The following is a 24,840-nucleotide window of genomic DNA, read 5'->3' as shown; positions in this document are numbered from 1 at the left end:
TATCATGGCATACACAATTGCATGATATCCCGTGACGCTAAGCACAGGAGAGGAAATGGCAGAGATCGACTTTCGCAACAAGATAAACTGGCGCCGCCGCTACCGTTCGCCGCAGGGTGTAAAAACCGAACGTGAAATACTGCGCATCTTTGAAAGCGATCGTGGGCGCATTATCAACTCTGCCGCCATCCGACGTTTACAGCAAAAAACACAGGTCTTCCCGCTCGAGCGTAACGCGGCGGTGCGCACGCGTTTGACGCATTCGCTGGAAGTTCAGCAAGTGGGGCGTTATATCGCCAAAGAGATTTTGAGCCGCCTGAAAGAGCAGCGCCTGCTGGAAACCTACGGTCTGGATGAACTGACCGGGCCGTTTGAAAGCATCGTTGAGATGGCGTGCCTGATGCATGATATCGGCAACCCGCCTTTTGGCCATTTCGGCGAGGCGGCAATCAATGACTGGTTCCGCCAGCGCCTGGCGCCGGATGATGCGGTGAGCCAACCGCTGTCGGACGATCGCTGCGAAGTGGTGGCGCTTAAATTGCGTGAAGGCGAAGACACGCTGAACGCATTACGCCGGAAAGTGCGCCATGATTTAAGCCATTTTGAAGGTAACGCGCAGGGGATCCGCCTGGTGCATACATTAATGCGTATGAACCTGACCTGGGCGCAGGTCGGCTGTATTTTAAAATATACGCGCCCGGCGTGGTGGATTGGCGAGCCGCCAGCCTCACACAGTTATTTAATGAAAAAACCGGGCTACTATTTTTCTGAAGAAGGCTATGTAGAACGGCTGCGTAAAGAATTAAACCTCGATACTTACAGTCGCTTTCCGCTGACGTGGATAATGGAAGCGGCGGATGATATTTCCTATTGCGTGGCAGATTTAGAAGATGCGGTAGAAAAACGGATATTTAGCGCGGAACAACTTTATCAGCATCTTTATGACGCCTGGGGGGAGCATGAAAAAGGATCGTTGTTTGCGCAGGTGGTCGAAAACGCGTGGGATAAATCACGCGCTAATTCGATGAGCCGCAGCGCGGAAGATCAATTTTTCATGTATCTGCGCGTCAATACGCTGAATAAACTGGTGCCGTACGCGGCACAGCGTTTTATTGATAACTTGCCGCAGATTTTCAACGGTGAATTCAATCACGCGTTACTGGAAGATGAAAGCAGCTTTAGTCAGCTACTTGAATTATATAAAAATGTCGCCATAAAACAGGTGTTCAGCCATCCCGACGTTGAGCAGCTCGAATTACAGGGCTATCGCGTTATCAGTGGTTTGCTGGATATTTACCGTCCGCTGTTACAATTATCGACGGCGGATTTTGCCGAGCTGGTGGAAAAAGAGCGTTTGCGTCGTTTCCCGATTGAATCGCGCCTGTTTCAAAAACTTTCGACGCGCCACCGGCTAGCCTACGTTGAGGCGGTGAGCAAATTATCGCCCGACGCGGCAGAGTACCCGGTGCTGGAGTATTATCACCGTTGTCGATTAATTCAGGATTATATTAGCGGGATGACGGATCTATATTCATGGGATGAATATCGTCGTTTGATGGCGGTGGAATAATACCGTTGAATTGTAAAGAACGACAATAAATTTTTACTTTTTCCAGACACTTAATGCCGGAACTTCACGCTATAAATCGACTCTGAGTGACACATACACAGCAGTTTGCGTTAATCGGTAAAGAGTGAGAGACATGAAAAAAACCACGTTAGCAATGAGTGCACTGGCTTTGAGTTTAAGTTTAGCGCTGTCTCCTCTGTCGGCTATGGCAGCGGAAACAGCATCGTCTACAGCTGCGACATCACAACAAATGCCTAGCCTCGCGCCGATGCTGGAAAAAGTGATGCCGTCGGTGGTGAGTATCAATGTTGAAGGCAGCACCACGGTAAACACGCCGCGTATGCCGCGTAACTTCCAGCAGTTCTTTGGTGATAATTCACCGTTCTGCCAGGAAGGCTCTCCGTTCCAGAGCTCACCGTTCTGTCAGGGCGGCGGCGCACCGGGCGGGCAGGGCGATAGCCAGCAGCAGAAATTTATGGCGCTGGGTTCCGGCGTGATCATTGATGCGGCGAAAGGCTATGTGGTGACTAACAACCATGTGGTCGATAACGCTAACACCATCAAAGTGCAATTAAGTGACGGGCGTAAATTTGACGCCAAAGTGGTGGGTAAAGACCCGCGTTCCGACATTGCGCTGATTCAGATTCAGGACCCGAAAAACCTGACCGCGATTAAACTGGCGGACTCCGATGCCCTTCGCGTGGGGGATTACACCGTGGCGATTGGTAACCCGTTTGGTCTCGGTGAAACGGTCACTTCCGGGATTGTCTCCGCACTGGGTCGCAGCGGCCTGAATGCGGAAAACTATGAAAACTTTATCCAGACGGATGCCGCGATCAACCGCGGTAACTCCGGCGGCGCGCTGGTGAACCTGAACGGCGAACTGATCGGTATTAACACCGCGATCCTCGCACCGGATGGCGGCAACATCGGTATCGGTTTTGCGATCCCAAGTAACATGGTGAAAAACCTCACCGGGCAGATGGTCGAGTTCGGTCAGGTTCGCCGTGGTGAGCTGGGCATTATGGGTACCGAACTGAATTCCGAGCTGGCGAAAGCGATGAAAGTCGATGCGCAGCGCGGGGCGTTTGTCAGCCAGGTAATGCCGAATTCCGCCGCCGCGAAAGCCGGTGTGAAAGCAGGGGATGTGATTACATCTCTGAACGGTAAACCGATTAGCAGTTTTGCTGCGCTGCGTGCGGAAGTCGGTTCTATGCCGATTGGCAGCAAAGTCGCACTTGGCCTGCTGCGTGATGGCAAACCTGTGAATATTACGCTCGAGTTGCAGCAGAGCAGCCAGAACCAGGTTGATTCCAGCACCATCTTCAGCGGTATTGAAGGCGCGGAAATGAGCAACAAAGGCAAAGACGGCGGCGTGGTGGTTAATTCGGTGAAAGCCAATACCCCGGCTGCGCAGATTGGCCTGAAAAAAGGCGATGTGATTGTCGGCGCGAACCAGCAGCCGGTGAAAAATATCGCTGAGCTGCGCAAAATCCTCGACAGTAAACCTTCGGTGCTGGCGTTGAACATTCAACGCGGTGACACCTCTATCTATCTGCTGATGCAGTAATCCGCTGTAAACCCTCTTCCCGGATCACGGGAAGAGGGCCTCTCCTCTGTTTTGTGAAGCCTTCCACAACTCCATACTTCTGAATGCCGCTTTGTGCATTTGCACAGTGCGTACGGGAATTTTCTTCCCTATGCTTGGGCTCTGCACACGGGAGGGTTACATGGCTGGCTGGCATCTTGATACCAAAATGGCTCAGGATATCGTGGCGCGCACGATGCGCATCATTGATACGAACATTAACGTGATGGATGCACGGGGTCGCATCATTGGTAGTGGTGACCGCGAACGTATTGGTGAATTGCACGAAGGCGCGTTACTGGTGCTCTCGCAAGGCCGCGTGGTGGATATCGACGATGCGGTTGCCCGCCATCTGCATGGTGTGCGTCAGGGTATCAACCTGCCGTTACGTCTTGAAGGGGAAATCGTGGGTGTTATTGGCCTGACGGGGGAACCGGAAACGTTGCGCAAATACGGCGAATTAGTCTGCATGACCGCCGAGATGATGCTGGAACAATCCCGTCTGATGCATCTGTTGGCGCAGGATAGCCGTTTGCGCGAAGAGCTGGTCATGAACCTGATCCAGGCGGAAGAGCACACGCCCGCATTGACCGAATGGGCGCAGCGTTTAGGCATTGATTTAAACCAGCCGCGCGTGGTGGCGGTGGTGGAAGTGGATAGCGGCCAGTTGGGCGTGGATAGCGCCATGGCCGAGTTGCAGCAACTGCAAAATGCCCTCACCACCCCTGAGCGCAACAACCTGATTGCTATTGTTTCGCTGACCGAAATGGTGGTGCTGAAACCAGCGCTTAACCAGTTTGGTCGCTGGGATGCCGAAGATCACCGCAAGCGGGTGGAACAGCTGATCACGCGCATGAAAGAGAACGGCCAGTTGCGTTTTCGTGTCGCGCTGGGTAATTACTTCACCGGCCCTGGCAGCATTGCCCGTTCTTACCGCACGGCGCGCACCACCATGATGGTGGGTAAACAGCGTATGCCGGAAAGCCGTAGCTATTTTTACCAGGATTTGATGTTACCGGTGTTGCTCGACAGCTTACGCGGTGGTTGGCAGGCCAACGAGCTGGCACGCCCGTTGTCGCGGCTAAAAGCGATGGATAATAACGGCTTGTTGCGCCGTACGCTGGCGGCGTGGTTTCGCCACAATGTGCAGCCGCTGGCAACGTCTAAGGCGCTGTTTATCCATCGCAATACGCTGGAGTATCGTTTGAACCGCATCTCGGAACTGACCGGGCTGGATTTAGGAAACTTCGACGACAGGTTGCTGCTGTATGTGGCGCTGCAGTTAGACGAACAACATTAAAGTGATGTTGTGCCGGGTCGTTAGCCCGGCACAATGCGATAGACCCCGCGATTTACTTCCCGCGTGTCAGCTTTTCAAGATCGGATTCGATTTCGTTGATCTTGTTAGTCACAACGCTTTCCAGGTGGCGCAGATCGTCCAGGATCTTACGTTTCAGATCCACTTCCGTGCGATCGCGCTGGCAGATTTGATCCAATTCATCAATTACATAGCGCAGGTTAGGACTGATTTCCTGCACTTCTTTGTAACCTTGGCCGACACCATCGGCGACAACGGTTTTACGCTGGCGCGGGTATTTGAATTTGACGCTCTTGGCAAAAAACTCGCCTTTATCCTTATGAAAATAGATTTTCAGAATATCGTTATTGGCTTCCTGGCGGAGACTATAGCGATCGATTTCATCGGGATTGGTGATGCCTAAACTTTTCAGATTATCGTACATAGCGGTACCCTTAAGCTCAACATAACCTATGAATAATTAACGAAAAAATCTATTTTTGCCACCTGTGAATGCAAAAAAGGCGGGATATATCACCCTCTTCCGGACAGGAAGAGGGACAGACTTAATCGATAGTGCGCAGCAGTTCGTTAATACCTACTTTACCGCGCGTTTTCGCATCCACTTTTTTCACGATTACTGCGCAATACAGGCTGTATTTGCCATCTTTAGACGGCAGGTTGCCGGAAACAACCACTGAGCCCGCCGGTACGCGGCCATAATGCACTTCGCCGGTTTCACGATCGTAAATACGCGTACTCTGACCGATGTACACACCCATCGAGATGACAGAACCTTCTTCTACGATAACACCTTCGACTACTTCAGAACGTGCGCCAATAAAGCAGTTATCTTCAATGATAGTCGGGTTTGCCTGCAGCGGTTCCAGAACGCCGCCAATACCTACGCCGCCTGAGAGGTGAACGTTTTTACCGATCTGCGCGCAAGAGCCTACGGTCGCCCAGGTGTCAACCATGGTGCCTTCATCAACATAGGCGCCGATATTGACATAAGACGGCATCAGCACGGTGTTGCGGGCGATAAACGCGCCCTGGCGCACCGCTGCTGGCGGCACTACGCGGAAGCCTTCTTTCTGGAAACGCGCTTCGTCGTAGTCGGCGAATTTCATCGGGACTTTGTCGAAGTAGCGGCTTTCCGCACCGTCGATAACCTGGTTATCGTTAATGCGGAAAGAGAGCAGAACCGCTTTTTTCAGCCACTGGTGGGTGACCCACTGACCATCGATTTTCTCTGCGACGCGAAGCGCGCCGGAATCGAGCAGGGCAATAACCTGATTCACCGCTTCACGGGTAACGGTATCGGCATTTGCCGGGGTGATCTCTGCGCGACGCTCGAAAGCGGCTTCAATAACGTTCTGTAACTGCTGCATTGTTTACTCTTTCCATCTGTGTAAAAAAATAATCACCCTTTATCGTTTGGATTGAGGGCCTCTGTCAACCGTTGTTGTACCTCCTTTTGCAGCGCATTATTAAGGCCACGCCGGTCGGCAGTCGCGATTATAAATAAATCTTCTACTCGCTCACCAATGGTTGTAATTCTCGCCCCGTGCAGCGAAATTCCCAGATCCGCAAACACCTGCCCGACGCGGGCAAGTAGCCCTGGCTGGTCAAGGGCAATCAATTCAAGAAACGATTTTCTGTCGGTATGTGTCGGCAGGAAATTCACTTCGGTATCGACGGTAAAGTGGCGCAGTTTGGCAGGCTGACGGCGCGGTTGCGGCGGTTGCCAGGTGTGCTGCGTAATGGCCTGTTCCAGCCCAAAACAAATCGCGTCGTGGCGATCGGCGGAGAGCGGGCTGCCGTCCGGTTCCAGCACAATAAAGGTGTCCATTGCCATACCGTCGCGGGTGGTAAAAATCTGCGCGTCGTGAACGCTCAGGTTGCGACGATCAAGCTCGGCGCACACCGCTGCAAACAGATACGGGCGATCCGGGCTCCAGATAAAGATCTCGGTGCCGCCGCGCGTGGCCTGTGGGCTGAGCAAAATCATCGGCTTGCTCAGATCATGTTGCAGCAGGTGGCGCGCATGCCAGGCAAGCTGGTTTGGGCTATGGCGAACAAAATAGTTCGCCCGACAGCGCGCCCAAATCTGATGCAATTGCTCTTCATCAATATTGTCCATACGCAGCAGCGCCAGCGCCTGAAGCTGGTGATGGCGCACGCGTTCGCGCATATCCGGCGTATTTTGCATGCCGCGACGCAGCTGTTTTTCAGTGGCGAAATAGAGTTCGCGCAGCAGGCTCTGCTTCCAGCTGTTCCACAGGGTTTCGTTGGTGGCACAGATATCCGCCACGGTCAGGCAGACAAGGAAGCGCAGACGGTTCTCCGTTTGCACCTCTTCGGCAAACTGCTTGATGACTTCCGGATCCTGAATATCACGGCGCTGGGCGGTGACCGACATCAATAGATGATGACGCACCAGCCAGGCGACAAGCTGGGTTTCGCGTGAGTTAAGTCCATGTAATTCAGCGAACTTCAGCACATCCTGTGCACCCAGCACCGAGTGGTCGCCGCCACGACCTTTGGCGATATCATGAAACAATGCCGCAATCAGGATCAGCTCCGGGTGGGTTAAACGCGGCCACAGTTCCACGCATAGAGGGTGTTTATTGCGCGTCTCTTCTTTGGCAAAACTTTCCAGTTTCAGCAATACGCGAATGGTGTGCTCATCCACGGTATAAGCGTGGAACAGGTCAAACTGCATCTGACCGACGATGTGCGACCACTGTGGCATATAGGCCCACAACACGCTGTGGCGGTGCATTGGTAGCAGACCACGGCTGACGGCGCCTGGATGGCGCAACATGCTGAGGAAAATTGAGCGCGCTTCGGCGATATAGCACAGCGGCTGTGTCAGATGGCGGCGGGCGTGACGCAAGTGGCGCAGCGTGGTGGAGTAGATGCCGGTAATGTTGCTGTTGCGCACCATAATATAGAACATGCGCAGGATGGCCTGCGGCTCACGGATAAACAGCGTTTCGTCACGCAGATCGATAAGCGAACCGCGCAGTTGAAATTCATCGTCAATCGGGCGCGGTTTCTCGTCGGTGGTCAACGCCAGAATCGCTTCATCGAAAAGCTGTAACAGCATCTGGTTCAGTTCCGCGACGCGGCGGGTGACGCGGAAGAAATCCTTCATCATATGTTCGACAGGCTGGTTGCCTTCACCAACATAATTCAGACGCTGCGCTACGCTCAGTTGGCGGTCGAACAGCAGGCGGTTGTCGTAGCGACTCACTTCCAGATGCAGCGCGAAACGGATACGCCAAAGCAAGTGCAGACATTCGTTCAGCTCATTGCGCTCGGCTTCGGTCAGAAAGCCAAAGCCCACCATTTCATCCAGCGATGTGGCACCAAAGTGACGGCGGGCAACCCATTGCAGGGTGTGAATATCGCGCAGCCCGCCAGGGCTGCTTTTTATGTCGGGTTCCAGGTTGTAACTGGTGCCGTGATAACGCTGGTGGCGCTCGTTTTGTTCCGCCACTTTTGCCGGGAAAAAAGTTTCCGACGGCCAGAAGCTGTCGCTAAAAATATGCTTTTGCAGTTCCAGAAACAGCGCGACGTCGCCAATCAGCAAACGTGATTCAATTAAGTTGGTCGCGACCGTGAGATCTGATAACCCTTCCTGTAAGCACTCATCCAGCGTACGGACGCTGTGTCCCACTTCGAGTTTGACATCCCACAATAGCGTGAGCAGTTCGCCAATCTTCTGCGCTTGTTCGTCGGAAAGTTTGCTGCGGCTGAGGATCAGTAAATCAATGTCCGATAACGGATGCAGCTCACCGCGACCGTAACCGCCGACCGCTACCAGCGCAGTATCGCTGACGTCGCCAAAACCGTACTCCAGCCATAAGCGTTGCAAAAGTTGATCAATAAATTCGGTGCGCGCCTCGATTAATTGCTCGGCTGAAATACCGGCGTCAAAGACGTGCCCGAGCCACTGCTGGAAAGCCTCGATATGCGCTTTGATGTTGGCGCACTGGAATTCGTATTGTGACCAAACGCCTGGATATTCAGGCTGGCCGGGAAGGGTGGGTTGTACCGCGCTGACAAATTGTTCTGAAGTGATGTTGCTCATTATGGGCCACCCGTCTGGAGTGCATATGCATAGCAAAACAACTTAAAAGAGATAATGAAAAATGAAAAGTCGTTTATATGTATGACGCTGCAGGGGAGAGTGGTAAAAAAAACGGCCCGCAGAGCGGACCGTTTATCGTATTTAGCAATGTCAGAATCAGGCGGCGGTTAGCACGGCATCGATGGTGTCATCTTTGCGCAGCGTCAGGATCTCGCAGCCGGTTTCAGTAACGACAATCGTGTGCTCATACTGCGCAGACAGGCTGCGGTCTTTGGTTTTCACCGTCCAGCCGTCTTTCATGGTGCGAATACGGTAATCGCCCGCGTTTACCATCGGCTCGACGGTAAATGTCATGCCCGCTTGCAGCACCACACCGCCATCATCAGCATCATAGTGCAGCACCTGCGGCTCTTCATGGAAGCCGCGGCCAATACCGTGACCACAATATTCGCGCACGACAGAGAAGCCCTGGGCTTCAACATATTTCTGAATTGCTGCGCCAAGGGTGCGCAGGCGGATACCCGGTTTGACCATGCGCAGCGCCAGATAGAGGCTCTCTTGCGTGATATGGCACAGACGCTCCCCCAGAATGGTCGGCTTACCGACGATAAACATTTTGGAGGTGTCGCCGTGGTACTCGTCTTTAATCACGGTCACATCGATGTTGACGATATCGCCATCTTTCAGCAGTTTTTCGTCATCCGGAATACCGTGGCACACCACTTCGTTAATAGAGATGCACACCGATTTCGGGAAACCGTGATAACCCAGGCAGGCGGAAATGGCATGCTGCTCATTGACAATGTAGTCGTTGCAGATGCGATCGAGTTCACCCGTGCTGACGCCCGGCTTAATGTACGGTTCAATCATTTCCAGCACTTCGGCGGCGAGCCGGCCCGCGACGCGCATTTTTTCGATTTCTTCAGGTGTCTTAATAGAGATAGCCATGGAATGTGTCCATCAGTGTCGATTTTTTCGACTATACCAGGATTAGTGCTGTCAATGGTAACAGTCGGGCAAGTGTTGTGCCAAATCGAGAATCATTAACAGCACTCTGCGTCAACAACTATTGGTTTCCGGCGGTGTTTTATGGTATAAAGCGCGCCGGACTTCCGTTCCTGTTTTGGGATGGGAGCCACAAATCTCACTTTGTGTAATAACACACACGTATCGGCACATATTCCGGGGTGCCCTTCGGGGTCGGTAATATGGGATACGTGGAGGCATAACCCCAACTTTTATATAGAGGTTTTAAACATGGCAACTGTTTCCATGCGCGACATGCTCAAGGCTGGTGTTCACTTTGGTCACCAGACCCGTTACTGGAACCCGAAAATGAAGCCGTTCATCTTCGGTGCGCGTAACAAAGTTCACATCATCAACCTTGAGAAAACTGTACCGATGTTCAACGAAGCGCTGGCTGAGCTGAACAAAATTGCTGCTCGTAAAGGCAAAATCCTGATCGTTGGTACTAAACGCGCTGCAAGCGAAGCGGTGAAAGAAGCTGCACAGAGCTGCGACCAGTTCTTCGTGAACCATCGCTGGCTGGGCGGTATGCTGACTAACTGGAAAACCGTTCGTCAGTCCATCAAACGTCTGAAAGACCTGGAAACTCAGTCTCAAGACGGTACCTTCGACAAGCTGACCAAGAAAGAAGCGCTGATGCGCACTCGTGAGCTGGACAAGCTGGAAAACAGCCTGGGCGGTATCAAAGACATGGGCGGTCTGCCGGACGCACTGTTTGTTATCGACGCTGACCACGAGCACATCGCAATCAAAGAAGCAAACAACCTGGGTATCCCGGTATTTGCTATCGTTGATACCAACTCCGATCCGGACGGCGTTGACTTCGTTATCCCGGGTAACGATGACGCAATTCGTGCTGTTAGCCTGTACCTGAATGCCGTTGCTGCTACCGTTCGTGAAGGCCGTTCTTCGGATCTGGCTACTCAGGCGGAAGAAAGCTTCGTAGAAGCTGAGTAATAAGGCACGCTCGTTGAGCCCCTTATTGAGCAGGTAGTACCGAGTTTGGTTAGGGGGCCTGTTAATGGCCCCCTTTTTCACTTTTAAGCCTGTTTGGTTGCAAACCGTGCAGGTCATATCTCTCCCGAGGAATAAAGAATGGCTGAAATTACCGCATCCCTGGTAAAAGAGCTGCGTGAACGTACTGGCGCAGGCATGATGGATTGCAAAAAAGCGCTGACTGAAGCGAACGGCGACATCGAGCTGGCGATCGAGAACATGCGTAAGTCTGGTGCGATCAAAGCGGCGAAAAAAGCAGGCAACGTTGCTGCTGACGGCGTGATCATCACCAAAATCGACGGCACCTACGGCATCATTCTGGAAGTTAACTGCCAGACTGACTTCGTGGCAAAAGACGGTGGTTTCCAGGCATTTGCTAACAAAGTTCTGGACGCAGCGGTTGCTGGCAAAATCACTGACGTTGAAGTTCTGAAAGCGCAGTTCGAAGAAGAGCGCGTTGCACTGGTTGCTAAAATCGGTGAGAACATCAACATCCGTCGCGTTTCTGCGCTGGAAGGCGAAGTGCTGGGTTCTTACCAGCATGGCGCACGTATCGGTGTTCTGGTTGCGGCTAAAGGCGCTGATGACGAGCTGGTTAAACAGCTGGCAATGCACATCGCTGCAAGCAAGCCGGAATTCGTTAAACCGGAAGACGTATCTGCTGAAGTCGTAGAAAAAGAGTACCAGGTTCAGCTGGACATCGCCATGCAGTCTGGCAAACCGAAAGAAATCGCAGAGAAAATGGTTGAAGGCCGCATGAAGAAATTCACCGGCGAAGTTTCTCTGACTGGCCAGCCTTTCGTTATGGATCCGAGCAAATCTGTTGCTCAGCTGCTGAAAGAGCACAACGCTGACGTAACTGGCTTCATCCGCTTCGAAGTGGGCGAAGGCATCGAGAAAGTTGAGACTGACTTCGCAGCAGAAGTTGCTGCCATGTCCAAGCAGTCTTAATCAATAAAAGGAGCCGCCTGAGGGCGGCTTCTTTTTATGCCCTTCATCTGAAAATCAGCCAGCACACTAGTGTTTGCGCTGGCAGGCGACGTATCATAAGCGCCGGTATTAACCCCCGTCCAATTGTTGACAGTCTCAGGAAAGAAACATGGCTACCAATGCAAAACCCGTCTACAAACGCATTCTGCTTAAGCTGAGCGGCGAAGCGCTCCAGGGATCCGAAGGCTTCGGTATTGACGCAAGCATTCTTGACCGTATGGCGCAGGAAATTAAAGAGCTGGTTGAACTGGGTGTTCAGGTTGGCGTGGTGATTGGTGGCGGCAACCTGTTCCGTGGGGCGGGTCTGGCGAAAGCGGGGATGAACCGCGTAGTGGGCGACCACATGGGTATGCTGGCGACCGTGATGAACGGCCTGGCAATGCGTGATGCGCTGCATCGTGCCTATGTGAACGCACGTCTGATGTCCGCGTTCCCGTTAAATGGCGTTTGCGACAACTACAGCTGGGCAGAGGCGATTAGCCTGCTGCGTAACAACCGCGTGGTCATTTTCAGCGCCGGTACAGGTAACCCGTTCTTTACTACCGATTCTGCAGCATGCCTGCGCGGTATTGAGATTGAAGCGGATGTAGTGCTGAAAGCGACCAAAGTAGACGGCGTGTTTACTGCCGATCCAGTGCTCGATCCGACCGCCACGCTGTGCGAACAGCTGAGCTACAGCGAAGTGCTGGATAAAGAACTGAAAGTGATGGATCTGGCGGCCTTTACGCTGGCTCGCGACCATAAACTGCCGATTCGCGTGTTCAACATGAACAAACCTGGCGCGCTGCGTCGCGTTGTCATGGGCGAAAAAGAAGGCACATTGATTACGGAATAATTCCCGTAAGCAATAAATAAAGGTAAGATTCCGCTTTAATTTATTGAGCAGTTCTTTCTGGCATCTTCAGGGTGCCAAAAATTGAACAGGCTATACTTAGCACACCCGCCGTATGGCCTGCCTGCGACAAGATTTCAAGGATCCGTAACGTGATTAGCGATATCAGAAAAGATGCTGAAGTACGCATGGATAAATGCGTCGAAGCGTTCAAAACTCAAATCAGCAAAGTGCGCACTGGTCGCGCTTCCCCGAGTCTGCTCGATGGCATCGTTGTGGAATACTACGGTACGCCGACTCCGCTGCGCCAACTGGCGAGCGTTACCGTTGAAGACTCCCGTACGCTGAAAATCAACGTGTTTGACCGCTCAATGAGCCCGGCTGTTGAAAAAGCCATTTTGACCTCCGATCTCGGTTTAAACCCGAGCTCTGCGGGTAGCGATATTCGCGTTCCGCTACCGGCCCTGACCGAAGAGCGTCGTAAAGATCTGATCAAAGTTGTACGCGGCGAAGCTGAACAAGCGCGCGTTGCGGTTCGTAACGTTCGTCGTGACGCGAACGATAAAGTGAAAGCACTGCTGAAAGATAAAGAGATCAGTGAAGACGACGATCGTCGTTCTCAGGATGACGTACAGAAGCTGACCGATGCTGCAATCAAAAAAGTGGATGCGGCGCTGGCGGATAAAGAAGCGGAACTGATGCAGTTCTGATTCGAAACAAACCGACTAAAACGCCGTACAGAGAGCCGCGAGAGTGGCTTTGCTGGCGGCGTTTTGCTTTTTATCCTTGCAACGTTGCGAGCGTTTCATGAAGCATTTAACTCTTCTGGGCTCAACGGGTTCTATTGGTTGCAGCACGCTGGCCGTGGTTCGCCACAATCCCGATCGTTTCTCCGTTACTGCGCTGGTTGCCGGTAAAAATGTTACCCGCATGGTTGAGCAGTGCCTTGAGTTTTCTCCCAAATTTGCGGTGATGGACGATGACGAAAGCGCGCAACAGGTAAAGCGTGCTTTGCGGGAACATGGTAGCCGAACAGACGTGCTGAGCGGCCAACAGGCAGCCTGTGAAATGGCGGCGCTAAGCGGCGTCGATCAGGTGATGGCGGCCATTGTGGGCGCTGCGGGCCTGGTACCAACGCTTGCGGCTATTCGTGCCGGGAAAACGGTGCTGCTGGCGAATAAAGAGGCTCTGGTGACGTGCGGCCGTCTGTTTATGGAGGCGGTGAAGGAGAGCGGGGCGCAGCTTTTGCCGGTAGACAGCGAGCATAACGCTATTTTTCAGAGTTTACCGGAAACAATTCAACATAACCTGGGGTACGCTGATCTGGAGCAGAATGGCGTTTCGTCTATTCTGCTTACCGGGTCTGGTGGCCCGTTCCGGGAGACCCCACTTTCCGATCTGGCCGCAATGACGCCGGATCAGGCGTGTCGGCACCCGAACTGGTCAATGGGGCGCAAGATCTCCGTTGACTCCGCCACTATGATGAATAAAGGTCTGGAATACATTGAAGCGCGCTGGTTGTTTAATGCCTCTGCCCGCCAGATGGAAGTGTTGATTCACCCGCAATCGGTGATCCACTCCATGGTGCGTTACCAGGATGGCAGTGTATTGGCACAACTGGGTGAGCCGGATATGCGTACGCCCATCGCTCATACGATGGCCTGGCCGGAACGAGTGCCGTCAGGTGTTAATGCCCTCGATTTTTGCAAACTAAGTTCGTTAAGTTTCGCGCAGCCCGATTTTGACCGCTATCCTTGCCTGAAGCTCGCCATTGATGCTTCTGACGAAGGGCAGGCGGCAACAACGGCGCTCAATGCGGCGAATGAGGTCACTGTTTCGGCATTCCTGGCATCGGCTATCCGTTTCACAGATATTGCTGCCCTGAATCTTTCTGTGCTTGAACAGATGGATTTGCGCGAACCGCAGAGCATTGATGACGTGCTGGCTGTGGATGCACAGGCACGCGATGTTGCGCAAAAACAAGTGATGCGCCTCGCAAGCCAGTGATATTACAGCGATGAGTGACGGTGCTATTTGTTAGCGTTGGGCTTCGGTGATATAGTCTGCGCCACAAAATTGCCAGTTGGTATTATGGCGTTTGGTGTAAGCCGTGGTTTACACGGCTTTTTTGCGTAAAGGCTTTTGTATTCCTGAGTACCGCTAAATCCTTTTCAGGGACTAAAACGCGTTATGTTGTCTGCTAACCAACCGATAAGCGAAAGTTTGCCAACGCATGGCTGCCGCCATGTAGCGATAATTATGGATGGCAATGGTCGCTGGGCGAAAAGACAAGGGAAACTTCGGGCTTTTGGTCATCGGGCCGGAGCGAAGTCTGTACGCCGTGCGGTCTCTTTTGCCGCCAATAATGGTATTGATGCACTGACGCTTTATGCTTTTAGTAGCGAGAACTGGAATCGCCCGGCGCAGGAAGTAAGTGCGCTGATGGAGTTGTTTGTGTGGGCGCTGGATAGCGAAGTAAAAAGCCTGCACCGCCATAATGTGCGTTTACGCATTATTGGCGATACCAGTCGTTTTAATACGCGTTTGCAGGAGAGAATCCGCAAAGCGGAAGCGTTAACTGCCCAGAACACCGGGCTGACGCTGAATATCGCAGCGAACTATGGTGGGCGCTGGGATATCGTACAGGGAGTCCGGCAGCTTGCCGAGCAGGTGCAGGAAGGGCTGTTGCGCCCGGATCAAATTGATGAAGAAACGCTCAATAAGCAAGTCTGCATGCATGAGCTGGCTCCTGTGGATTTAGTGATTAGGACTGGTGGGGAACATCGCATAAGTAATTTTTTACTTTGGCAAATTGCCTATGCCGAACTTTACTTTACAGATGTTCTTTGGCCCGATTTTGATGAACAAGACTTTGAAGGTGCGCTGCATGCCTTTGCCAATCGAGAGCGTCGTTTCGGCGGTACCGAGCCAGGTGGCGACAAAGCCTGATGGGGGTTGCTTTTGCTGAAGTATCGCCTGATTTCTGCTTTTGTATTGATACCCATTGTTATTGCAGCGCTTTTTTTGCTGCCGCCGGTGGGATTTGCGATCGTTACGCTCGCTGTTTGCATGCTCGCTGCGTGGGAGTGGGGGCAACTGAGCGGCTTTACGTCCCGGACTCAGCGGGTTTGGTTGGCCGTATTATGCGGGTTTTTACTCGCCCTTATGCTATTTACGTTGCCGGAATATCACCATAATACCCATCATCCGCTGGTGACGTTCTCGCTCTGGGCCTCTCTGGCCTGGTGGCTGGTGGCGTTGGTGTTGGTGCTCAGTTACCCGTCATCCGCTGCGGCGTGGCGTCACTCTAAAATTTTGCGCCTGATTTTCGGTATCTTGACGATTATCCCTTTTTTCTGGGGCATGCTGGCGCTGCGCGTGTGGCATTACGATGTAAACCACTACAGCGGCGCGCTGTGGTTGTTGTACGTGATGATCCTCGTTTGGGGTGCAGATTCAGGCGCTTATATGTTCGGCAAACTGTTTGGCAAACATAAACTTGCACCAAAAGTCTCGCCGGGGAAAACCTGGCAAGGTTTCCTGGGAGGCCTGCTGACTGCGGGTATTATCTCCTGGGGTTATGGTGCTTGGGCGAACCTGGATGTAACCTCATCTACGCTCTTTATTTGCTCGGTGGTCGCGGCGTTAGCCTCAGTATTGGGCGATCTCACGGAAAGTATGTTCAAGCGTGAAGCCGGAATTAAAGATAGTGGGCATCTTATTCCGGGTCATGGCGGTATACTGGATCGCATTGACAGCCTGACAGCGGCAGTTCCTGTATTTGCCTGCCTGTTATTGCTGGTTTTCAGGACGATTTGACGGAAGGTTTTATGCTGAGCATTCTCTGGAATCTGGCGGCGTTCATTGTTGCGCTTGGTGTATTGATCACCGTGCATGAATTTGGCCATTTCTGGGTTGCTCGCCGCTGTGGCGTGCGGGTTGAGCGTTTTTCCATCGGTTTTGGTAAAGCGCTCTGGCGTCGCACCGACAAACACGGTACCGAATTTGTCGTCGCCCTGATCCCCCTGGGCGGTTATGTCAAAATGCTGGATGAGCGCGTTGAGGCGGTTACGCCGGAAATGCGCCACTACGCTTTCAATAATAAAACGGTCGGCCAGCGTGCCGCCGTTATCGCTGCCGGTCCCATCGCTAACTTTATCTTTGCCATCTTCGCTTACTGGCTGGTGTTTATCATCGGTGTCCCTGGCGTTCGTCCGGTTGTTGGTGAAATAACGCCCAACTCTATCGCTGCAAACGCGCAAATTGCACCTGGCACGGAACTTAAAGCGATTGATGGCATCGAAACGCCTGATTGGGATGCTGTGCGTTTACAGTTGGTGTCTAAAATCGGCGATAGCCAGACGACCGTCAGCGTAGCGCCATTCGGCAGTAACAATCGTCAGGATAAGGTGCTGGATTTACGTCACTGGGCCTTTGCGCCTGATAAAGACGATCCGGTTATGTCGCTGGGGATCCGTCCCCGTGCGGCACAGCTTGAACCGGTGCTTGCGGAGGTGCAACCCGGTTCCGCTGCCAGCAAAGCGGGTTTGCAAGCTGGCGACAGGATCGTTAAAGTCGATGGTCAGCAGTTAACGCAGTGGATGACGTTCGTTACGCTGGTACGGGATAACCCAGGTACGTCGTTAGCGCTGGAAGTTGAAAGACAAGGGGCTCCCTTGTCTTTGACGTTGATACCGGATACAAAGCCCGGTAGCAAGGCAGAAGGGTTTGCGGGCGTGGTGCCCAAAGTCATTCCTCTGCCAGATGAATACAAAACAGTACGCCAGTACGGGCCATTTAGCGCCATTGTTGAAGCCACGGATAAAACCTGGCAGTTGATGAAGCTAACGGTCAGTATGTTGGGGAAATTGATCACCGGTGATGTAAAACTGAACAACCTCAGTGGGCCGATTTCTATCGCTCAGGGGGCTGGGATGTCAGCGGAGTTCGGGTTGATTTACTACCTGATGTTCCTCGCTTTGATCAGCGTGAACTTAGGCATCATTAACCTGTTCCCTCTGCCTGTTCTTGATGGCGGGCATCTGCTGTTTTTGGCGATTGAGAAGCTGAAGGGCGGACCGGTATCCGAGCGAGTTCAAGACTTTAGTTATCGCATTGGCTCTATCTTGCTGGTGCTGTTAATGGGGCTTGCACTTTTCAATGATTTCTCTCGCTTGTAAGAGAGTTTGTTAGGAAGAACGCATAATAACGATGGCGATGAAAAAGTTGCTCATAGCGTCGCTGCTGTTTAGCAGCGCCACCGTATACGGTGCTGATGGATTCGTAGTGAAGGATATTCATTTCGAAGGCCTACAGCGTGTCGCCGTTGGTGCGGCCCTCCTCAGTATGCCAGTTCGTCCTGGCGATACGGTGAATGATGAAGATATCAGTAACACCATTCGCGCGTTGTTTGCCACCGGCAACTTCGAGGATGTTCGTGTCCTGCGTGATGGTGATACGCTCCTCGTTCAGGTGAAAGAACGCCCGACAATCGCCAGCATCACCTTCTCCGGCAACAAGTCGGTGAAAGATGACATGCTGAAACAGAACCTTGAAGCTTCTGGCGTCCGTGTGGGTGAATCACTGGATCGCACCACCCTCTCCGATATCGAAAAAGGGCTGGAAGACTTCTACTACAGCGTGGGTAAGTACAGCGCCAGCGTCAAAGCTGTCGTCACCCCATTGCCGCGTAACCGCGTTGACCTGAAGCTGGTCTTCCAGGAAGGCGTTTCCGCGCAAATCCAACAGATCAATATTGTCGGCAACCATGCCTTCACGACGGAACAGCTGATCTCCACATTCCAGCTGCGTGATGAAGTGCCGTGGTGGAACGTTGTCGGCGATCGTAAATACCAGAAACAGAAACTGGCGGGCGACCTGGAAACGCTGCGTAGCTACTATCTGGATCGCGGTTACGCACGTTTCAACATTGATTCGACGCAGGTTAGCCTGACGCCGGACAAAAAAGGCATCTACATTACTGTTAACGTGACCGAGGGCGATCAGTACAAACTCTCTGGTGTGCAGGTTAGCGGTAATCTCGCAGGCCACTCTGCGGAAATTGAAAGCCTGACGAAAATCGAGCCGGGCGAGCTGTATAACGGCGCCAAAGTGACCAAAATGGAAGATGACATTAAAAAGCTTCTCGGTCGCTATGGTTACGCCTACCCGCGCGTTCAGTCGCAGCCTGAAATCAACGACACGGACAAAACGGTTAAGCTGCATATCAACGTTGATGCTGGCAACCGCTTCTACGTGCGTAAGATCCGCTTTGAAGGTAACGACACCTCTAAAGATTCCGTACTGCGTCGCGAAATGCGTCAGATGGAAGGTGCGTGGCTGGGCAGCGATCTGGTCGATCAGGGTAAAGAGCGTCTGAACCGCCTGGGCTATTTTGAAACTGTCGATACGGAAACCCAGCGTATCCCGGGTAGCCCGGACCAGGTTGATGTGGTCTATAAGGTGAAAGAGCGTAACACCGGTAGCTTCAACTTCGGCGTTGGCTACGGTACCGAAAGCGGCGTCAGCTTCCAGGTTGGCGTTCAGCAGGATAACTGGTTAGGTACCGGTTATTCCGTTGGTATCAGCGGAACCAAAAACGACTACCAGACCTACTCCGAGTTCTCCGTTACCAACCCGTACTTTACGGTTGATGGCGTGAGCCTTGGCGGTCGTATCTTCTATAACGACTTTAAAGCTGACGATGCGGATCTGTCGTCCTATACCAACAAGAGCTACGGTCTTGATGGTACGCTCGGTTTCCCGATCAACGAATACAACACGCTGCGCGCTGGTTTAGGCTATGTTCATAACAGCCTGTCGAAGATGGAACCGCAGGTGGCAATGTGGCGTTACCTGGATTCCGTGGGGCAGAATGCCAGCACGCAGAACGACAGCAACGGTTATTCGGCGGATGATTTCACCTTTAACTACGGCTGGACTTATAACAACCTTGACCGCGGTTATTTCCCGACGAAAGGTTCACGCGTCAACCTGAACGGTAAAGTGACGGTTCCGGGCTCGGATAACGAGTTCTACAAAGTCACTGTCGATACCGCGTCTTACTTCCCGATTGACGACGATCACAAATGGGTGGTCTTAGGCCGTACACGTTGGGGTTACGGTGACGGTTTAGGTGGCAAAGAGCTGCCGTTCTATGAGAACTTCTACGCAGGTGGCTCCAGCACTGTGCGTGGCTTCCAGTCCAACAACATTGGTCCGAAAGCGGTTTACTACGGTGGCAACAACCAAAGCAACTGTAAGAATACCGTTGCAGACTCGCTCTGTAAGTCTAATGATGCGGTGGGCGGTAACGCAATGGGCGTTGTCAGCGCCGAGCTGATTACACCAACGCCGTTTATCAGTGATAAATACGCCAACTCTGTGCGGACCTCGTTCTTCTGGGATGCGGGTAGCGTGTGGGATACAAACTGGCAAAATACCGCGCAGATGAAAGCGCTGGGTATTCCGGATTATAGCGATCCGAGCAATATCCGCATGTCTGCCGGTATCGCATTACAATGGATGTCCCCATTGGGGCCGTTGGTTTTCTCCTACGCCCAGCCGTTTAAAAAGTACGATGGAGACAAAGCGGAACAGTTCCAGTTTAACATCGGTAAAACCTGGTAACGCCGTACTGCAATGGAATGCACCAGCAGTGTAGTGATGGTTGAGGCTTTCAATGGAAAGCCCGGCCACGCAAAGAACTGTACCTCCGGGTACAAACGGGATGGTAAGGAGTTAATTGTGAAAAAGTTGTTATTAGCTGCAGGTTTCGGTTTGGCAATGGCTGCGTCAGCCCAGGCCGCTGACAAAATTGCGATTGTTGATATGGGTAGCCTGCTGCAGCAGGTTGCGCAGACTTCCGGCGTTTCTCAGACCATGAAAAACGAATTCGGCGGCCGCGCGAGCGAACTGCAAAGCATGGAATCCGACCTGCAAGCAAAAGCACAGCGTTTGCAGCGCGATGGTTCCACGATGAAGGCAAGCGATCGCAGCAAGCTGGAAAAAGACATCACTTCTGGTCGCCAGGCATTCGCTCAAAAAGCGCAGGCTTTCGAGCAGGATCAGGCCCGTCGTTCTAATGAAGAACGCGGCAAGCTGGTGACTCGTATCCAGACCGCAGTGAAAAAAGTGGCTTCTGATCAGGGTGTTGATCTGGTTATTCCTTCCAACGCCGTTATTTACAACAGCAACGATGTAAAAGACATCACCGCTGATGTACTGAAACAGGTTAAATAAGTAATGCCTTCAATTCGACTGGCTGATTTAGCTCAGCAGTTGGATGCAGAACTACACGGTGATGGCGATATCGTCATCACCGGCGTTGCGTCCATGCAATCTGCCGTAGCGGGCCACATCACTTTCATGGTCAATCCTAAGTACCGTGAACACCTGACCGCATGTCAGGCCTCTGCCGTTGTAATGACGCAGGACGATCTTCCCTTTGCCAACAGCGCTGCGCTGGTCGTAAAAAATCCTTACCTGACCTACGCACGTATGGCGCAAATTCTTGATACCACGCCGCAGCCTGCGCAGAACATCGCGCCTGGAGCAGTGATTGATCCTACGGCTCAGCTGGGTAGTAACGTAGCAATTGGCGCGAACGCCGTGATCGAATCTGGCGTTAGCCTGGGCGATAACGTGGTCATCGGTCCGGGTTGCTTCGTTGGGAAAAATACGAAAATTGGCGCGGGTTCGCGTCTGTGGGCCAATGTATCCATTTACCATGAGATTGAGATCGGTGAAAATTGCCTGATCCAATCCGGCACGGTGATAGGTTCCGATGGCTTTGGCTATGCCAACGATCGTGGCAACTGGGTTAAAATCCCGCAGCTTGGTCGCGTTATTATCGGCAACAACGTTGAGATCGGTGCATGTACGACCATCGATCGTGGTGCGCTGGATGATACCTGCATTGGTAACGGCGTCATCATTGATAACCAGTGTCAGATTGCACATAACGTTGTGATTGGCGACAATACTGCGGTTGCCGGTGGCGTCATCATGGCGGGTAGTTTAAAAATTGGTCGCTATTGCATGATTGGCGGCGCCAGCGTAATCAACGGGCACATGGAAATTTGCGACAAGGTTACCGTAACGGGGATGGGGATGGTCATGCGTCCTATCACTGAGCCGGGTATTTACTCCTCAGGTATCCCGCTGCAACCGAACAAAGTGTGGCGAAAAACCGCAGCCCTGGTGATGAATATTGATGATATGAGCAAGCGCCTGAAAGCTATCGAGCGCAAGGTTAATCAACAAGACGAATAATTCATCCGCATAACGCTTGTACACAGAAGAATTCGCGGGACAGAAAAGCCTCTGCACCTCGAAGAATAAAGTGTATATACTTCCCGGCCTGTTGGCATTCTTATGATTGCCGCGGGCCGTGTTATTATTGCCTTTTAGTATATTTGGACAGGAAGAGTATTTTGACTACTGACACTCATACTCTGCACATTGAAGAGATCCTGGAGCTTCTGCCGCACCGCTACCCGTTCTTACTGGTTGATCGCGTGCTGGATTTTGAAGAAGGTCGTTTTCTGCGCGCAGTCAAAAATGTTTCGGTAAACGAGCCGTTTTTCCAGGGGCACTTCCCTGGCAAACCGATTTTCCCGGGCGTGCTGATTCTTGAAGCAATGGCGCAGGCAACCGGTATTCTGGCGTTTAAAAGCGTTGGTAAACTGGAGCCGGGTGAGCTGTATTACTTCGCCGGTATCGACGAAGCGCGCTTTAAGCGTCCTGTTGTGCCAGGCGATCAGATGATCATGGAAGTCACTTTCGAAAAAACCCGCCGTGGCCTGACCCGTTTTAAAGGGGTTGCGCTGGTAGACGGTAAAATTGTTTGTGAAGCTACTATGATGTGTGCACGTAGCCGGGAGGCCTGATACGTGATTGATAAAACCGCCTTTATTCATCCTACTGCCATTGTTGAAGACGGTGCCGTTATTGGTGCTAACGCTCATATTGGCCCATTTTGTATTGTGGGACCTCACGTTGAAATTGGTGAGGGTACCGTACTGAAATCTCACGTCGTGGTGAATGGTCATACGACCATTGGTCGTGACAACGAGATTTATCAGTTCGCCTCCATCGGCGAGGTGAACCAGGATTTGAAATATGCTGGTGAACCGACTCGTGTGGAAATTGGCGATCGCAACCGCATCCGCGAAAGCGTCACCATCCACCGTGGCACAGTACAGGGTGGTGGATTGACGAAGGTGGGCAGCGATAACCTGCTGATGATCAACGCACACATTGCGCACGATTGTACGGTTGGAAATCGCTGTATCCTTGCAAATAACGCGACGCTGGCGGGGCATGTTTCCGTCGACGACTTTGCCATCATCGGCGGCATGACCGCAGTGCATCAGTTCTGCATTATCGGTGCGCACGTGATGGTTGGCGGGTGTTCTGGCGTTGCCCAGGACGTACCGCCTTACGTGATCGCTCAGGGCAACCATGCCACACCGTTTGGTGTGAACATTGAAGGTCTGAAACGTCGCGGCTTTAGCAGAGAAGCGTTAGTGGCTATTCGTAATGCGTACAAATTGCTGTACCGCAGCGGTAAAACGCTGGAAGAGGCGAAACCGGAAATTGCTGAGCTTGCTGCGAAGCACCCGGAAGTTGACGCATTTATGCAGTTCTTTGAGCGCTCAACACGTGGTTTGATCCGTTAATGATCGACGCGCGTCCTCTTACGATAGCCCTCGTCGCCGGAGAAACCTCCGGCGATATTCTTGGTGCCGGTCTTATCCGCGCGCTGCGAGCTCGCCTGCCGAATGCTCGTTTTGTCGGCGTCGCGGGGCCGCGTATGCAGGCCGAAGGCTGCGAAGCCTGGTATGAAATGGAAGAGCTGGCGGTAATGGGCATCGTTGAGGTGCTGGGGCGTTTGCGCCGTCTGCTGAATATCCGCGCCGATTTAACCCGTCGTTTTAGCGAACTGAAACCGGATGTCTTTGTCGGCATCGATGCGCCGGATTTCAATATTACCCTCGAGGGCAATCTGAAAAAGCAGGGTATTAAAACCATCCACTATGTCAGTCCGTCCGTCTGGGCGTGGCGACAAAAACGCGTTTTCAAAATCGGCAGAGCCACCAACCTGGTGCTCGCGTTTCTGCCTTTCGAAAAAGCGTTTTACGATAAATTTAACGTACCGTGCCGTTTTATCGGCCATACCATGGCGGATGCCATGCCGCTGGATCCCGATAAGAACGCGGCGCGGGCGCACCTTGGGATTGCTGATAACGTGCATTGTCTGGCTTTACTGCCGGGCAGTCGCGGGGCGGAAGTCGAAATGCTGAGTGCGGACTTCCTGCGCACCGCCCAGTTGCTGCGTGAGCGCTACCCCGATCTTGAAGTGATTGTGCCGTTGGTCAATGCGAAACGGCGTGAACAGTTTGAGCGCATTAAAGCGGAAGTCGCACCCGAGCTGCCGGTGCATATGCTTGATGGCCAGGCGCGGGAAGCGATGATCGCCGCAGACGCCGCGCTGCTGGCCTCGGGAACCGCTGCGCTGGAGTGCATGCTGGCGAAATGCCCGATGGTAGTTGGCTATCGTATGAAGCCATTCACTTTCTGGCTGGCAAAACGTCTGGTAAAAACGCCCTATGTGTCGCTGCCAAACTTGCTTGCCGGGCGTGAGCTGGTTAAAGAGTTGCTCCAGGATGAATGCAATCCCCGGGCGCTTGCTGCCGCGCTGGAACCCTTACTGGCCAACGGCAAAACCAGCCACGAGATGCACGACATTTTCCGCGAATTGCATTTGCAGATTCGCTGCAATGCCGATGAACAGGCGGCTGACGCCGTACTGGAGTTAGCACAATGATAGAGTTTGTTTATCCGCATACGCATTTGGTCGCGGGTGTGGATGAAGTCGGTCGCGGCCCGCTGGTGGGCGCGGTAGTAACAGCGGCGGTAATCCTCGATCCTGAACGTCCTATTATCGGTCTGAACGATTCTAAAAAATTATCCGAAAAACGCCGTTTGTCGCTCTGCGATGAGATCAAAGAGAAGGCGCTGGCCTGGAGCCTGGGCCGCGCGGAACCGCATGAAATTGACGAGTTGAACATTTTGCATGCCACCATGCTGGCTATGCAGCGCGCTGTTGCCGGGCTGGCAATTGCGCCTGAGTTCGTGCTGATCGACGGTAATCGTTGTCCGGTTTTGCCGATGCCTTCGCTGGCGGTGGTAAAAGGCGATAGCCGCGTCGCAGAAATCAGCGCCGCGTCGATTCTCGCCAAAGTGACCCGCGATGCGGAGATGGCCGAACTCGATATCATTTTTCCGCAATATGGCTTTGCGCAGCATAAAGGCTATCCTACGGCTTTCCATCTGGAGAGACTGGCGGAGCACGGCGCAACCGAGCATCACCGACGCAGCTTTGCGCCGGTCAAACGCGCGTTGGGTCTTGCGTGCTGATTCTTGTGTACGTGAAATA

22 protein-coding genes are annotated in these 24,840 nt (G+C 52.7%); 18 read left to right on the top strand and 4 right to left on the bottom strand.

Annotated features, from left to right (window positions below; translation table 11 throughout):
* The first annotated feature begins 55 nt into the window (after nucleotides 1–55).
* The 3 genes from dgt (at nucleotide 56) to cdaR (ending at nucleotide 4,458) form a co-directional block, all read left to right on the top strand.
* The gene (gene dgt, locus O3S68_RS18920; RefSeq protein ID WP_020456600.1) at nucleotides 56–1,570 is read left to right on the top strand and encodes a dGTPase; all 1,515 of its coding nucleotides are present in this window, start codon (nucleotides 56–58) and stop codon (nucleotides 1,568–1,570) included.
* A gap of 133 nt (nucleotides 1,571–1,703) precedes the next feature.
* The gene (degP, locus tag O3S68_RS18915) at nucleotides 1,704–3,140 is read left to right on the top strand and encodes a serine endoprotease DegP (protein ID WP_044489568.1); all 1,437 of its coding nucleotides are present in this window, start codon (nucleotides 1,704–1,706) and stop codon (nucleotides 3,138–3,140) included.
* Between the two features lie 160 nt (nucleotides 3,141–3,300).
* Entirely contained in the window at nucleotides 3,301–4,458 is a 1,158-nt protein-coding gene (gene cdaR / locus O3S68_RS18910; protein WP_020456602.1) for a DNA-binding transcriptional regulator CdaR, read from the top strand.
* A 52-nt stretch (nucleotides 4,459–4,510) separates the two neighbouring features.
* Here the strand turns inward: cdaR and O3S68_RS18905 are convergent, their stop codons facing one another.
* The 4 genes from O3S68_RS18905 to map all read right to left on the bottom strand — a co-directional run bounded on the left by O3S68_RS18905 (nucleotide 4,511) and on the right by map (nucleotide 9,502).
* Nucleotides 4,511–4,900: a DUF3461 family protein gene (locus tag O3S68_RS18905; protein ID WP_017457991.1), complete on the bottom strand. Its 390-nt coding sequence runs from the start codon at nucleotides 4,898–4,900 to the stop codon at nucleotides 4,511–4,513.
* A gap of 121 nt (nucleotides 4,901–5,021) precedes the next feature.
* Nucleotides 5,022–5,846 carry a 2,3,4,5-tetrahydropyridine-2,6-dicarboxylate N-succinyltransferase gene (dapD, locus tag O3S68_RS18900; protein ID WP_017457992.1) on the bottom strand — a complete coding sequence of 275 codons (825 nt, stop codon included), beginning with the start codon at nucleotides 5,844–5,846 and terminating at the stop codon, nucleotides 5,022–5,024.
* A gap of 32 nt (nucleotides 5,847–5,878) precedes the next feature.
* On the bottom strand, nucleotides 5,879–8,554 hold the full coding sequence (gene glnD / locus O3S68_RS18895; protein ID WP_269232209.1) for a bifunctional uridylyltransferase/uridylyl-removing protein GlnD: 2,676 nt from the start codon (nucleotides 8,552–8,554) through the stop codon (nucleotides 5,879–5,881).
* A 156-nt stretch (nucleotides 8,555–8,710) separates the two neighbouring features.
* Nucleotides 8,711–9,502 carry a type I methionyl aminopeptidase gene (map, locus tag O3S68_RS18890; RefSeq protein ID WP_020456604.1) on the bottom strand — a complete coding sequence of 264 codons (792 nt, stop codon included), beginning with the start codon at nucleotides 9,500–9,502 and terminating at the stop codon, nucleotides 8,711–8,713.
* A gap of 309 nt (nucleotides 9,503–9,811) precedes the next feature.
* Here map and rpsB point away from each other — a divergent pair, with 309 nt between their 5' ends.
* The 15 genes from rpsB (at nucleotide 9,812) to rnhB (ending at nucleotide 24,821) form a co-directional block, all read left to right on the top strand.
* Nucleotides 9,812–10,537: a 30S ribosomal protein S2 gene (gene rpsB, locus O3S68_RS18885; protein ID WP_020456605.1), complete on the top strand. Its 726-nt coding sequence runs from the start codon at nucleotides 9,812–9,814 to the stop codon at nucleotides 10,535–10,537.
* Nucleotides 10,538–10,675: 138 nt separating this feature from the next.
* Complete coding sequence (tsf, locus tag O3S68_RS18880) at nucleotides 10,676–11,527, top strand: translation elongation factor Ts (protein ID WP_017457996.1); 852 nt, start codon at nucleotides 10,676–10,678, stop codon at nucleotides 11,525–11,527.
* A gap of 148 nt (nucleotides 11,528–11,675) precedes the next feature.
* Nucleotides 11,676–12,401, top strand: a complete 726-nt coding sequence (gene pyrH / locus O3S68_RS18875) for a UMP kinase (RefSeq protein WP_017457997.1) — start codon at nucleotides 11,676–11,678, stop codon at nucleotides 12,399–12,401.
* A 149-nt stretch (nucleotides 12,402–12,550) separates the two neighbouring features.
* Complete coding sequence (gene frr, locus O3S68_RS18870) at nucleotides 12,551–13,108, top strand: ribosome recycling factor (protein ID WP_017457998.1); 558 nt, start codon at nucleotides 12,551–12,553, stop codon at nucleotides 13,106–13,108.
* A 97-nt stretch (nucleotides 13,109–13,205) separates the two neighbouring features.
* Nucleotides 13,206–14,405, top strand: coding sequence for a 1-deoxy-D-xylulose-5-phosphate reductoisomerase (ispC, locus tag O3S68_RS18865; protein ID WP_045512021.1), 1,200 nt, complete (start codon nucleotides 13,206–13,208; stop codon nucleotides 14,403–14,405).
* A gap of 183 nt (nucleotides 14,406–14,588) precedes the next feature.
* Nucleotides 14,589–15,347: a (2E,6E)-farnesyl-diphosphate-specific ditrans,polycis-undecaprenyl-diphosphate synthase gene (ispU, locus tag O3S68_RS18860; RefSeq protein WP_017458000.1), complete on the top strand. Its 759-nt coding sequence runs from the start codon at nucleotides 14,589–14,591 to the stop codon at nucleotides 15,345–15,347.
* Nucleotides 15,348–15,359: 12 nt separating this feature from the next.
* Nucleotides 15,360–16,217 (top strand): phosphatidate cytidylyltransferase, encoded by an 858-nt coding sequence (gene cdsA / locus O3S68_RS18855; protein WP_020456608.1) that lies wholly within the window; start codon nucleotides 15,360–15,362, stop codon nucleotides 16,215–16,217.
* A gap of 11 nt (nucleotides 16,218–16,228) precedes the next feature.
* Complete coding sequence (rseP, locus tag O3S68_RS18850) at nucleotides 16,229–17,578, top strand: sigma E protease regulator RseP (protein WP_269232208.1); 1,350 nt, start codon at nucleotides 16,229–16,231, stop codon at nucleotides 17,576–17,578.
* A gap of 31 nt (nucleotides 17,579–17,609) precedes the next feature.
* A complete protein-coding gene (gene bamA / locus O3S68_RS18845; RefSeq protein WP_020456610.1) occupies nucleotides 17,610–20,027 on the top strand; it encodes an outer membrane protein assembly factor BamA in 2,418 nt (805 codons plus the stop codon).
* A 117-nt stretch (nucleotides 20,028–20,144) separates the two neighbouring features.
* Entirely contained in the window at nucleotides 20,145–20,639 is a 495-nt protein-coding gene (skp, locus tag O3S68_RS18840; RefSeq protein WP_020456611.1) for a molecular chaperone Skp, read from the top strand.
* Between the two features lie 3 nt (nucleotides 20,640–20,642).
* The gene (gene lpxD, locus O3S68_RS18835; RefSeq protein ID WP_020456612.1) at nucleotides 20,643–21,671 is read left to right on the top strand and encodes a UDP-3-O-(3-hydroxymyristoyl)glucosamine N-acyltransferase; all 1,029 of its coding nucleotides are present in this window, start codon (nucleotides 20,643–20,645) and stop codon (nucleotides 21,669–21,671) included.
* Nucleotides 21,672–21,832: 161 nt separating this feature from the next.
* Entirely contained in the window at nucleotides 21,833–22,288 is a 456-nt protein-coding gene (fabZ, locus tag O3S68_RS18830) for a 3-hydroxyacyl-ACP dehydratase FabZ (protein WP_017458006.1), read from the top strand.
* 3 nt (nucleotides 22,289–22,291) lie between these two features.
* Nucleotides 22,292–23,080 (top strand): acyl-ACP--UDP-N-acetylglucosamine O-acyltransferase, encoded by a 789-nt coding sequence (gene lpxA, locus O3S68_RS18825; RefSeq protein ID WP_045512028.1) that lies wholly within the window; start codon nucleotides 22,292–22,294, stop codon nucleotides 23,078–23,080.
* Nucleotides 23,080–24,228, top strand: a complete 1,149-nt coding sequence (lpxB, locus tag O3S68_RS18820) for a lipid-A-disaccharide synthase (protein ID WP_269232207.1) — start codon at nucleotides 23,080–23,082, stop codon at nucleotides 24,226–24,228. Before lpxA ends, lpxB begins: the two co-directional genes overlap by 1 nt.
* A complete protein-coding gene (gene rnhB, locus O3S68_RS18815) occupies nucleotides 24,225–24,821 on the top strand; it encodes a ribonuclease HII (RefSeq protein WP_269232206.1) in 597 nt (198 codons plus the stop codon). Before lpxB ends, rnhB begins: the two co-directional genes overlap by 4 nt.
* Nucleotides 24,822–24,840 lie beyond the last annotated feature (19 nt).

The sequence above is a fragment of the Kosakonia sp. SOY2 genome (genome assembly GCF_027109175.1).
GTDB lineage: Bacteria > Pseudomonadota > Gammaproteobacteria > Enterobacterales > Enterobacteriaceae > Kosakonia.
Note: the sequence above shows the minus strand (reverse complement) of the source record. Positions and strands in the feature narration are given on the sequence as shown.

Coding starts and splice junctions, on each gene's coding strand:
- cdaR (WP_020456602.1), top strand. CDS start 3,301: ATGGCTGGCTGGCATCTTGATACCAAAATGGCTCAGGATATCGTGGCG.
- O3S68_RS18905 (WP_017457991.1), bottom strand. CDS start 4,900: ATGTACGATAATCTGAAAAGTTTAGGCATCACCAATCCCGATGAAATC.
- degP (WP_044489568.1), top strand. CDS start 1,704: ATGAAAAAAACCACGTTAGCAATGAGTGCACTGGCTTTGAGTTTAAGT.
- lpxB (WP_269232207.1), top strand. CDS start 23,080: ATGATCGACGCGCGTCCTCTTACGATAGCCCTCGTCGCCGGAGAAACC.
- pyrH (WP_017457997.1), top strand. CDS start 11,676: ATGGCTACCAATGCAAAACCCGTCTACAAACGCATTCTGCTTAAGCTG.
- rseP (WP_269232208.1), top strand. CDS start 16,229: ATGCTGAGCATTCTCTGGAATCTGGCGGCGTTCATTGTTGCGCTTGGT.
- bamA (WP_020456610.1), top strand. CDS start 17,610: ATGGCGATGAAAAAGTTGCTCATAGCGTCGCTGCTGTTTAGCAGCGCC.
- map (WP_020456604.1), bottom strand. CDS start 9,502: ATGGCTATCTCTATTAAGACACCTGAAGAAATCGAAAAAATGCGCGTC.
- lpxD (WP_020456612.1), top strand. CDS start 20,643: ATGCCTTCAATTCGACTGGCTGATTTAGCTCAGCAGTTGGATGCAGAA.
- rnhB (WP_269232206.1), top strand. CDS start 24,225: ATGATAGAGTTTGTTTATCCGCATACGCATTTGGTCGCGGGTGTGGAT.
- dgt (WP_020456600.1), top strand. CDS start 56: ATGGCAGAGATCGACTTTCGCAACAAGATAAACTGGCGCCGCCGCTAC.
- ispC (WP_045512021.1), top strand. CDS start 13,206: ATGAAGCATTTAACTCTTCTGGGCTCAACGGGTTCTATTGGTTGCAGC.
- rpsB (WP_020456605.1), top strand. CDS start 9,812: ATGGCAACTGTTTCCATGCGCGACATGCTCAAGGCTGGTGTTCACTTT.
- dapD (WP_017457992.1), bottom strand. CDS start 5,846: ATGCAGCAGTTACAGAACGTTATTGAAGCCGCTTTCGAGCGTCGCGCA.
- glnD (WP_269232209.1), bottom strand. CDS start 8,554: ATGAGCAACATCACTTCAGAACAATTTGTCAGCGCGGTACAACCCACC.
- ispU (WP_017458000.1), top strand. CDS start 14,589: ATGTTGTCTGCTAACCAACCGATAAGCGAAAGTTTGCCAACGCATGGC.
- tsf (WP_017457996.1), top strand. CDS start 10,676: ATGGCTGAAATTACCGCATCCCTGGTAAAAGAGCTGCGTGAACGTACT.